General features: G+C 37.9%; 8 protein-coding genes. 7 read left to right on the forward strand and 1 reads right to left on the reverse strand.

All coding sequences use genetic code 11. From position 1 onward, the window contains the following. From AC1DDX_RS06195 to AC1DDX_RS06215, 5 genes are all read left to right on the forward strand, one after another. On the forward strand, positions 1 to 554 hold a 554-nt coding region (locus AC1DDX_RS06195), incomplete at its 5' end, for a TetR/AcrR family transcriptional regulator (protein ID WP_477621872.1). A 21-nt stretch (positions 555 to 575) separates the two neighbouring features. Continuing rightward, positions 576 to 1,919: a TolC family protein gene (locus AC1DDX_RS06200; RefSeq protein WP_172660475.1), complete on the forward strand. Its 1,344-nt coding sequence runs from the start codon at positions 576 to 578 to the stop codon at positions 1,917 to 1,919. Positions 1,920 to 1,921: 2 nt separating this feature from the next. Next, complete coding sequence (locus tag AC1DDX_RS06205) at positions 1,922 to 2,989, forward strand: efflux RND transporter periplasmic adaptor subunit (RefSeq protein ID WP_172660474.1); 1,068 nt, start codon at positions 1,922 to 1,924, stop codon at positions 2,987 to 2,989. A 60-nt stretch (positions 2,990 to 3,049) separates the two neighbouring features. Further along, on the forward strand, positions 3,050 to 6,238 hold the full coding sequence (locus AC1DDX_RS06210) for an efflux RND transporter permease subunit (protein ID WP_172660473.1): 3,189 nt from the start codon (positions 3,050 to 3,052) through the stop codon (positions 6,236 to 6,238). Between the two features lie 115 nt (positions 6,239 to 6,353). Continuing rightward, positions 6,354 to 7,163: a hypothetical protein gene (locus tag AC1DDX_RS06215; protein ID WP_337718248.1), complete on the forward strand. Its 810-nt coding sequence runs from the start codon at positions 6,354 to 6,356 to the stop codon at positions 7,161 to 7,163. A 35-nt stretch (positions 7,164 to 7,198) separates the two neighbouring features. Here the strand turns inward: AC1DDX_RS06215 and lpdA are convergent, their stop codons facing one another. Further along, positions 7,199 to 8,605, reverse strand: a complete 1,407-nt coding sequence (lpdA, locus tag AC1DDX_RS06220) for a dihydrolipoyl dehydrogenase (protein ID WP_172660471.1) — start codon at positions 8,603 to 8,605, stop codon at positions 7,199 to 7,201. Positions 8,606 to 8,719: 114 nt separating this feature from the next. Between lpdA and AC1DDX_RS06225 the strand changes: the two genes are divergently transcribed. After that, entirely contained in the window at positions 8,720 to 10,597 is a 1,878-nt protein-coding gene (locus tag AC1DDX_RS06225) for a CocE/NonD family hydrolase (RefSeq protein ID WP_172660470.1), read from the forward strand. A gap of 4 nt (positions 10,598 to 10,601) precedes the next feature. Continuing rightward, complete coding sequence (locus AC1DDX_RS06230) at positions 10,602 to 12,257, forward strand: M1 family metallopeptidase (RefSeq protein WP_172660469.1); 1,656 nt, start codon at positions 10,602 to 10,604, stop codon at positions 12,255 to 12,257. Positions 12,258 to 12,300 lie beyond the last annotated feature (43 nt).

Here is a 12,300-nt window from a genome sequence, read left to right on the forward strand (position 1 = left end):
GTTTTATTCACTATGGTATTAACAAAACCACGATGAATGAGATCGCTGAGGATCTATCAGTATCAAAACCTTCATTATACTATTATTTCCCAGATAAAAACAGTTTGGTATTTGGTGTTATTGATAAGATATTCTCTGATTATTTTGAAATTATCGAAAAAGACAAATCAACCGAGATGTCTATTGAAGAACGCTTAACTGGCTTTATTGAAGTTAAACACCGCTTCTTTCAGAAGTACTATATGCTTCACTTATCTGGAGGCAGCCCGGATTCATCCTTAAATTCTGATGAATTAAGAGAACATTTCATGAAAATGAAATTGAAAAATGAACATTTCCATGCCGATATCTTCAGAGCAGCAATGGACAGAGGGGAACTTGCCAAAGACGATGCTGACAAAATTGCAGAATTGTATCTTGAGAGTTTAGCAGGAATAACCTCTCTATGTATTTTACATGGCAACAAGGAGCTGTTCCCAAGTAAAAAAGAAATGAAGGCAATGCTTGAAAAACAAATAAACCTCTCGAATATCTTCCTTAAAGGATTAAAATAAACAGACGACTAATTATATTATATGAACACTATTATTAAACAGATAAAAACAATCCCACTATTATTACTGGGTTTGGTATTATCAAATACGGTTAGTGCACAACAAACGCTTAGCTTAAAAGATGCGTTAAATTACGCCATCCAGAATAGCGCAAATGTGCGAAAAGCAAAACTTGATATTGATGGGGGAAAATATAAAACCCAGGAAGTTAGGGCTCAGGCTTTACCACAAATTACAGGTAATACAGGCTTAACTTACAATCCTATAATCGGCCAGCAGGTGGTTGATTTTGGAGGACAATTACAGACGCTTAAATTCGGTCAAAAATGGAATTCATCTGCGGGAGTCCAACTTTCACAACAACTATTCAATCAACAGGTTTTTACAGGCTTACAGGCTGCAAGATCCAGTGAGGAGTATTATAATCTTACTGCCCAGCTTACAGAAGAGCAGTTAATAGAATTAGTTGCAGGCAATTATTATCAGGTGTTGGTAAACAGACAGCAAATGAATGTAATCGACACCAACATTAAGAATGTAAAAGTTATTGAAAATATCATTTCCAATCAGCACAAAAATGGTTTGGCTAAAAAAATTGACGTTGATCGTATCAAGGTTAACCTTACCAATTTGGAAACACAGCGTTCGCAAACTTTAAATGCTATTACACAATTGGAAAACCAGTTGAAATTTTCAATGGGAATGCCAGTAAGCACCAGCATTACATTGCCTAAAACAGAACTTACTGAAGTAACCCAATTACCTGAACTTGCAGATTCTATTTCTTTAGACAACAGAACAGAAATTAAACTTTTGGATATTCAGGACAAACTTTTATCGCTGCAGCGTAAGGCTTACGTAGCAGAGTATTATCCTAACTTATCTTTAAGTGGAAACTACACTTACTCCAGTCAAAATCAAGGTTTCGACTTCTTAAAGACAAGCAGTAAGGCTATTGGTTATGGTTCCTCAGCTGTGGGTCTAACCTTAAAAATACCAATTTTCAACGGATTCCTGACTCGTTCAAAGGTACGCCAGGCCGACGTAGATATTAAGAAAGCAAAAGAGGACAGAAGAGAGTCAACAAACTCATTAAACTTGGCTTATGAGAATGCTAAAATTCAGTTGCGCAATAACTTAAACACAATTAATGCACAAAAGAAAAATGCAGAACTGGCAGATGAGATTTACAGAAGTACGCAAAACAATTACAACAATGGTTTGGCGAACCTAACTGATCTACTGGACACAGAAAATTCACTTACTGAAGCTCAAAACAGCTACATCCAGGCGCTATTGAATTACAAAATAGCCGAAATACAATTAATCAAATCGAACGGAAATATTAAATCGCTAGCAAAATAGAAATGAAAAGAGTAATTATTATAATTGTTATAATCGTTGTCGCCCTTGGCGCAATAGCTTATGTTTTAAGCAACAATAAGAAGAAAAACGAAGCAAAAACAGCCTTTATTGCAGAAGGCGGTGGTGCTGTTGCTGTTCGAATTGCAAATGTAGATAAGAAAGTAGTTGATCTGGATTTTGCTGCCAATGGAAACTTTGTGCCTAAACAAGAATTAAACTTCCTTTCAGAAAATGCTGGCAGGGTAAGCAAAATTTATGTTGATGAAGGTGATCGCGTAACCAAAGGACAAATTCTAGCTCGTGTTGACGCTGAAATTATCAATACCGACAAAGAAACTGCAGAAGCAAACTATCAAAATGCATTGAGAGATGAGGCCAGATACAAGAGTTCTTACGAAACTGGTGGTGTAACACAACAGCAGTTAGATCAGGCTAAATTAACAACTCAAAACGCAAAATTACGCCTGCAAGCTTCACAGCGCAAAGTAAGCGATGCAAATCTTAAATCGCCTATCAATGGTATAATTAATAAAAGATACATTGAAGTTGGAGCGTTTGTAAACACACAAGGAACTCAGTTATTTGAAATTGTAGATGTTTCTAAATTAAAGTTAAGAGTAAACGTTAACGAATCACAAGTTGCTAATCTAAAAATCGGTGATAAAATTGACATCAAATCTTCTGTTTTCCCAACAGAAAAATTCAATGGCAAGGTTACATTCATTGCAGCAAAAGCTGATGCGACTTTAAACTTCCCGATTGAAATTGAAGTAGACAACAATACCAAAAACAGCCTAAAAGCAGGTATGTATGGAACAGCGGTATTTAACTTCCCTAAGCAAGCGCCAAGCATTTTAATCCCGCGTACTTCTTTTGTGGGTAGTGTAAGTAGCAACCAGGTATTTATGTTAGATAAATCAAATAACACTTCTAAAATTCGTAAAGTAGTTGCTGGCCGTATTTTAGGTGATTTTGTTGAAATCCTTGACGGACTAAACGAAGGAGAAACTGTAATTACAAGCGGACAGATTAACTTGGCTGAAGGTACTCCTGTCAGCATAGTAAAATAGGTCAATCCCGGCAGTTAATGATCGCGATATGCCAGTCGCAATACGCAATAAAAAAAGAAAATGAAGATAACAGACATATCGATAAAAAGGCCCTCCCTGGTAATTGTAGTATTTACTGCACTTACTCTATTAGGGCTATTAAGTTACTTTTCGTTGGGCTATGAGTTATTACCAAAATTCTCAAACAACGTAGTATCTATTTCAACCATTTATCCTGGAGCTTCACCCGCTGAGGTAGAAAATACCGTAACTAAGAAAATTGAGGATGCGGTATCATCAATGGAAAATATCAAAAAAATAAACTCGGTATCATTTGAGAGTTTATCAACAGTTACGATTACTTTAACTGATGCAGCCAACATTGATATTTCATTAAATGATGCTCAACGTAAGGTAAATGCCATCCTTTCAGATTTACCTGAGGATGTGAAAACACCCTCATTAAGTAAATTCTCATTAGATGATTTACCGGTTATCACCATGTCGGCCTCTGCAGATATGGATGATATTAGCTTTTATGATTTAATTGACCAAAGGATTGCTCCGGTTATTTCCAGAGTAAGCGGGATTGCTCAGGTTAACCTAATTGGTGGATCTGAAAGAGAAATCCAGGTTTCTTTAGATGCAGATAAATTACAGGGCTATAATCTTTCTGTGCCTCAGGTACAACAAATGATTTTAAGCTCAAACTTAGACTTCCCTACCGGAAGTGTTAAAACAGAGAATCAGGATGTTTTGATCCGTTTATCTGGAAAATACAGAAACCTTGAGGAGTTAAGAAACCTTGTTTTAACAACATCAAAAGCTGGCGCTCAAATTCGTTTGGGTGACGTTGCCGATGTACAAGATTCTCAAAAAGAAACCGAAAAGCTTGCTCGTATTGATAGAAAAGGTGCTATTGCCATCCAAATTATTAAACAGAGTGATGCAAATGCGGTAGAAGTAAGTAAAGGTGTACATAAAATTATAGAGAAATTAAAAGTAGAATACGCCGCTAATAAACTCAACATTAAAATTGTTAACGACAGCTCCATCTTCACTTTAGAATCTGCAGATGCCGTTATTCACGATTTAATTCTGGCAGTTGTACTGGTAGCATTTGTAATGCTATTCTTCCTGCATAGTTTACGTAATGCATTAATTGTAATGGTATCCATTCCGGCATCATTAATTGCAACATTTATTGGTATAAGTTTATTTGGCTTTACCTTGAACCTGATGTCATTATTAGGTTTGTCGCTCGTGGTAGGTATCCTTGTGGATGACGCGATTGTGGTTCTGGAAAACATCCAGCGACACATGGAGATGGGTAAAAATAAAGTAAGAGCAGCTTCTGATGCGACAAGAGAAATTGGTTTTACAGTTGTATCCATTACCCTGGTAATTGTGGTTGTGTTTTTCCCTATCGCCATTAGTACAGGTCTTGTGTCGAACATTCTACGTCAGTTCTGTGTGGTTGTAATTATTGCAACATTACTTTCGTTGGTTGCTTCATTTACCATTGTACCTCTCCTTTTCTCTAGATACGGTAAATTAGAACATATTGAAGGCAAAAACATATTTGGCCGTTTTATCCTTTGGTTTGAAAAACAATTAAAAAAATTCACATTATGGGTTACAAACATCTTGACCTGGTCGTTAAATCATAAAAGACGCACCATCGCAGCCGTTGTGGTACTGTTTGTAGGGGCAATGTGGTTAGCTGGAGCTGGTTTTATTGGTTCTGAGTTTTTCCCTAAATCTGATAAAGGTGAGTTTTTAATTCAAATTGAATTGCCAAAAGATGCACCTCTGGAACAAACTAACTTTTACACACAAAAAGCGGAAGCATTTTTGGACAAACAGCCGGAAATTACTCAGCTAATTACTACTGTTGGTCAAGCCAGTGGAGATTTCGGTGGAACTCAGGCAACAGCCTATAAATCGGAGATCAATGTAAAGCTGGTTGAGCGTAATGAGCGCGAGGGTGTCTCGTCAGACATTTTCGCAACCAAAATGAGCCGTGCACTTGCTAAAGAATTGGTAGGTGCTAAGGTTAAAACTGTACCAATTAGTATTTTGGGTATTGCAGAAAATGCTCCGATACAATTAGTAGTAATGGGTTCTGACCTGGATAGTGCATTAAAATATGCAGAAGGTGCCCAAAAAGTACTTGCAACGATCCCAGGTGCAACGGAGATCAAATTATCTGTAGAAAAAGGAACTCCCGAAATTAACGTTCAGGTTGATCGTGATAAAATGTCGGCTTTGGGCTTAACATTGCAAACGGTAGGTTCTACCATGCAAACTGCCTTTGCTGGCAACACAGATGGTAAATACAGAAAAGGTGAATACGAATATGACATTAATATCCAATACCAGGATTTCAACAGAAAAAATGTTGACGATGTACGTAACCTTATCTTTGTAAACGCTAATGGCGAGCAAATTAAACTCTCGCAGTTTGCATCAATTACCGAAGGTTCCGGACCAAGTCAGTTAGAGCGTTTAAATAAATCGACCTCAGTATCTGTTAAAGCACAATCTATTGGTAGACCTACAGGAACTGTTGTTGCTGAATTTCAGACAAAACTGGAACAAATGCAAAAAAATGGAAAGTTAAAAGCCCCTATAGGTGTAAGTTATGCATGGGCAGGAGACCAGGAGAATCAGTCCGAAGGCTTTGGTACCCTGGGTATTGCCTTACTCGCTTCTGTTATTCTAGTTTATTTAATTATGGTGGCGCTATATGATAGTTTTGTTTATCCTTTAGTGGTAATGTTCTCTCTCCCACTTGCGTTAATCGGTGCCTTTCTGGCGCTTGCTTTAACAAATAACTCTATCGGTATTTTCACCATTTTAGGTTTAATTATGCTAATGGGTTTGGTGGCGAAGAATGCGATTATACTAGTCGATTTTACCAATCACATGAAAGCAGAGGGAAAGTCTACAATAGAAGCATTAATTTTAGCTAACCATGCACGTTTGCGTCCAATTTTAATGACAACCATAGCCATGATCTTTGGTATGCTTCCAATTGCCCTTGCAAGTGGTGCCGGTGCGGAATGGAAAAATGGACTGGCCTGGGTTATTGTAGGTGGTTTAACCAGTTCGTTATTTTTAACATTAATTGTTGTACCGGTTGTTTACCTGATTTTTGATATGATGTTAGATAAATTAGGCTTTAACAAAAAAGGCAAAACAATAGACGAATTATTGGAAGAGCCATACGAACATAAAGATGTTCTGGAATATGACCTTGCAGAGTAGTATTTCAAATAGATAATAATAAAAAGAGGAACCCTGAAAAGTTCCTCTTTTTGTTTTAATAATTAAAAACAATTATAATTGTTTTGTTGTATTTACAGGGAATATGTTGAAACACATGATATTACTGCTGCTGTTATGCGGCTTTTCATTCGGGATAAAAGCACAGCATCCTCCTGTTTTTGAGGGAATGTTGACTGATACAAGTACTATTGCATTAAATGATTTAAACATCAATCTTGTAAAATATAGTTATGGGAAACCAAAGATCAGTTTCCTTGCTATACATGATGATGAAGATACTGGAGTAAAAGCAGCTTTTGAATACATACAATTTAATGGGGGCAACATCATTGATTGCCAGTATGGCGGTGTAAGGAATTTTAAATTCGCAAAGGATGGCTTTAATTTCCAAACAGATCCTAACAGCATTTATACGCAGGAAGGCATTATTATGGGCCTTGAAAAGTACGGAAATGTAGATAATGATGAAGTTCTAATGCAACTAGAACGAACCGGCAAGCTGATTCTCGACTTTTACAATCCTAAAAAACTTGGGTACATTTTCACCTTACATAATAATGGAGATGGTGCGTTTGGTATTTCGTCGTATCTAGAGGGCTATGAGCTAGAAAGCGCTGCAGATTCTGTGTACATCAATTTCGAAATGGATAATGATGATCTGATTCTAGTAACCGACTTAAAATTATTTAATCGCTTAAAGCAAGAAAAGGTAAATGTAATACTCCAATCTCCAGAAGCACCTGATGATGGTTCTTTATCCGTTTATGCTATGAGTAAAAATATTCCTTACATAAATGTAGAAGTACAGCACGGCCATCAGGAAGAAAATTTAAGACTTATTGAAATAGCCATAAAGGTCTTATACGAAACCTATCCAGCTTTAAAAGCAAAGGCCTTAGAATAATCTAAGGCCTTTGCTTTTATAATATGTCATTGCAATTAAATATGTATTGCTCTGTTTTCTGTAGCTGCCATAGCCGCTTCTTTAAGGGCTTCGGTGTATGTTGGGTGTGCGTGACAAATTCTTGCAATATCCTCAGCAGAAGCACGGAATTCCATCGCAACCACCGCTTCAGCAATCATATCAGCAGCACGAGGGCCAATCATATGAACCCCAAGAATCTCGTCGGTTTTAGCATCCGCTAATACTTTCACAAAACCATCAGTATCCATACTTGCTTTAGCTCTTCCACTTGCTTTAAAAGGGAATGAACCTGCTTTATATTGAACACCTTTTTCTTTTAATTGCTCTTCAGTATAACCTACAGATGCAACCTCAGGCCATGTATAAACAACACCAGGGATAAGGTTATAGTTGATATGTGGTTTTTGTCCGGCTAATCTCTCTGCTACATAAACGCCTTCATCTTCTGCTTTATGCGCAAGCATAGCGCCTTTAATTACATCGCCGATGGCATATACTCCAGGTACCGAAGTTTCAAGATGCTCGTTAACTGGAATTTTATTTCCTCTCTCTTCAGTAGTGATGCCAATGTTTTCTAAACCTAAGCCAGCAGTATAAGCGGTACGTCCTACAGCAACAATGCAGTAATCAGCCTCAAGTTTCACTTGTTCGCCTTTAGCATTATCAGCCGTTACAGTAACTTTTTTGCCCTTTGTAGTTGCACCGGTAACTTTATGGCCCATGTAAAACTCCATCCCTAAAGATTTCTTTAACACCCGTTGTAGTTCTTTGCCCAAACCAGCATCCATAGTACCAATAATAGATGGCATAAACTCAACAACTGATACTTTAGTACCCAAACGAGCATATACAGAACCTAACTCCAAACCAATTACCCCACCACCAATAACAATCATTTGTTTAGGCACTTCAGTAATGGTCAAAGCTTCAGTTGAAGTAATGATGCGTTTTTTATCTACAGGTAAAAATGGAAGAGCTGTTGGTTTAGATCCCGATGCGATAATTACATTTTTAGCAGTTATCGTCTCAGATTTACCATCAGCATTGGTAATTTTTATGGTATTCTTATCAACAAATGAACCTACACCTTCAAATGTGTCAATTTTATTTTTCTTGAAAAGATATTGAATCCCTGCAGTATTTTGAGCAACCACATCATTCTTGCGCGCAATCATCTGAGGCATGTCAACCTTTAAATCTTTAAGATCAATACCATGGGTTTTAAAAGTATGAGCAGCATTATGATAATGCTCTGAAGAATCCAACAATGCTTTAGATGGAATGCAACCAACATTTAAGCAGGTTCCACCAAAAGTTTTATATTTTTCTATAACTGCCGTTTTTAGGCCTAATTGGGCACATCTTATTGCTCCAACATAACCGCCCGGGCCCGAGCCAATTACAACTACATCGTATTGCATATTAAAGGTTTTTTTTATTAAACAAAGTTAGTAAACCTGAGGCAAAATCTGACACTTATTAGCCTAAAACATTTCCATTTACTATATTTACTATTTATAACTTATTAACCCATAATGGCCCGTATTAAATTCCTTTGGCTTGTTGCTATCCACATTTTTACATTTTCAGCTGTTTTTGCACAGCAATCCGATTCGGCATATGTAAAAGAAAATTACACTAAGATTGAACGTAGTATTACCATGAGAGATGGTGTCAAATTATTTACTTCAATCTATATCCCAAAAGATAAGACAAAAAAGTACCCTTTTCTAATTAATAGAACCCCATACACTGTTGCACCTTACGGAGCAGACAAATACAAAACCAGTTTGGGCAACTTCCCTGCAATGATGAGAGAAGGATTCATATTCGTTTATCAGGATGTGAGAGGCAAGTGGATGAGTGAGGGTACGTTCGATGATATAAGACCACAGGTAGCCAACAAAAAAACTAAAAAAGACATTGATGAGAGCACTGATACCTACGATACCATTGATTGGCTTATAAAAAATATAGAAAACAATAATGGCACAGCTGGTATCTACGGCATTTCTTATCCAGGATTTTACTCTACCACATCTTTACCGGGAGCACATCCTGCTTTAAAGGCTGTTTCTCCACAGGCCCCTGTTACCGATTGGTTCCGTGGCGACGATTTTCACCACAATGGAAGTCTGTTTTTAATGGACGCGTTCAGTTTTATGAGCACATTCGGTGTTCCAAGACCGCAGCCCATCACTCCAGACAAAGGACCTAAAGGTTTCGAATTTCCAATACAAGACAACTATCGTTTTTACCTGGAAGCCGGATCAGTTAAAAACTTAAAAGATAAATACTTTGCCGATAGCATTAAATTCTGGAATGACTTATTTGCCCATCCTAATCTGGATACCTTTTGGCAGGCAAGAAACATCCAGCCGCATTTAGTTAATGTAAAACCTGCCGTTATGGTTGTTGGTGGTTTCTTTGATGCAGAAGATGCCTATGGTACCTTTGCAACCTATAAAAGCATCGAGAAACAAAACCCAAAAGCAAATAACATTCTGGTTATGGGGCCATGGTTCCATGGTGGCTGGGTACGCAGTACCGGAAGCAGCTTTGGTGATATTGAATTCGGACAGCCAACCAGCACATACTATCAGGAAAACTTTGAGCTGCCTTTCTTTAAGCACTACCTTAAAGGTCAGGGTGATTTTAATGCCGCAGAAGCAAACATCTTTGTAACTGGCAGCAACGAATGGAAAAAGTTTAGTACATGGCCGCCTAAAGATACCGAAACTAAAACGCTGTATTTGCAACCCAATGGGAAACTAAGCTTTGAAAAAGTTAAGAGAACAGATAGCTGGGACGAATACGTAACTGACCCTAATAATCCAGTTCCTTATCAGGATGGAGTTCAAGCTAAAAGAACGCGCGAATATATGATTGATGACCAACGCTTCGCTGCCCGCAGACCTGATGTTAAGGTATACCAAACTGATACGTTAACTGAGGATATCACACTAACCGGACCAGTATTGGCCAATCTGGTTGTGTCTACAACCGGCTCAGATGCAGATTATGTGGTAAAACTAATTGATGTTTATCCTGAAAACACTCCAAATCCCACAACAAACCCAAAAAACCTGATTATGGGTGGTTATCAAATGCTGGTACGCGGAGAGATTATGCGTGGGAAATATCGTAATAGCTTTGAGAAACCTGAGGCCATCAATCCAGGCGAAATCACCAAGGTTAATTATGCCCTGCCTGATGTTGCCCACACTTTCAAAAAAGGTCACAGGATTATGATACAGATACAAAATTCATGGTTCCCATTAGCAGATAGAAACCCTCAAAAATTCATGGATATTTACCAGGCTGAGCCAAGTGATTTCCAAAAGGCAACACACCGCATTTTTCACGATGTACACAATTCTTCCTCACTAACCGTAACCGTTCTAAAACAATAATTTAATGAAGAAGCTATTATTCAGTGCGATTGCGTTACTGTGTACAATAAATTTTGCAAAGGCACAATTACTTACCGGAGCCGAAAAATCTTTCAGGGCTGATAGCCTCAGAGGTGCGCTTACCCCGTTAAGAACCTGCTACGACATCAATTACTACCACCTTGATGTTAAAATTAACATCGATAACAAATTCATCAGCGGCAGCAATGAATTTAAATTTACGGCTACTCAAAACTTCAGCAAACTGCAATTTGACCTGTTCGATAACCTTAAGGTTGATAAAATTGTATTTAAAGGTACCGAGCTTCCTTACAAGAGAGAATTCAATGCAGTATTTGTAACTTTCCCTACTGAGATTAAAAAAGGTGCTAAGGAAAGCTTTACTGTATATTATTCAGGCAATCCTGTTATTGCAAAGAACCCACCCTGGGATGGAGGCTTTATCTTTACCAAAGATAAGTCTGGAAATCCATGGGTTTCTGTAGCCTGTCAGGGCTTTGGCGCCAGCTGCTGGTGGCCCAACAAAGACCATCAAAGCGATGAGGTGGATAGCATGCTTATTAGTATAACTGTACCGAAAGACCTTCAGGATATTTCAAACGGTCGCTTAAGAAGCACTGTTCAAAAACCAGATGGCTACACGCAATACAACTGGTTTGTAGCCAACCCAATAAACAACTACAACGTAACCTTTTACATTGGCAAATACGCGCATTGGTCTGATCAGTATCAGGGCGAAAAAGGCAAATTATCTCTTGATTACTGGGCACTTAAAGAGGACAGTTTAAAAGCCCATCCCCATTGGGATACGGATGTGAAACCCATGCTAAAATCTTTTGAGCATTGGTTTGGCCCCTACCCTTTTTATGAAGACGGCTATAAGCTTGTTCAGGCACCACATCTTGGCATGGAGCATCAGAGTGCCGTTGCATATGGTAATCAGTTTAAAATGGGCTACCTTGGAAAAGACTTGTCCGCCTCAGGCTGGGGTTTAAAGTTCGACTTCATTATTGTTCACGAAAGCGGGCATGAATGGTTTGGKAACAATATCACCTCAAAAGATATAGCCGACATGTGGATCCATGAAGCCTTCACAAACTACTCTGAAACCCTGTTCACAGAATCAGAACATGGAAAACAAGCTGCATCAGATTATGTTGTGGGGATAAGACATAACATCCAGAACGATATTCCAATTATTGGACAATATGATGTCAATAAAGAAGGATCTGGTGATATGTATTACAAAGGTGCAAACATGATCCACATTATCCGTCAGCTGATCAATAATGATGAGAAATTCAGAAGCATATTAAGGGGATTAAATAAAACATTCTATCATAAAACTGTTACCACTCAAGAAGTTGAGAATTATATAGCAAAGAAAAGTGGTTTAAAACTGGATAAGGTATTTGACCAATACCTTCGTTATGCGAATATTCCAACTTTAGAGTATAAAATTGTAGGCTCAAAACTATCATACAGATGGCTTGCCGATGTAAAGAATTTTGATATGCCGGTTAAGGTAAGCCTAAAAGAAGACACCTTTTCCCTCCTCCACCCAACTACTCAATGGAAAACAGCTGAATTGGGCAAAGGCGTAACGGCAAATACTTTCAAAGCAGACCGGAACTTTTATATTAAACTTAAAAAATCATAGATTTTTTTTTAAGATGGTGCAACTAATTGAAGTTCTGTGCGTC

This window comes from Pedobacter sp. 10L46_2, from assembly GCF_056395165.1.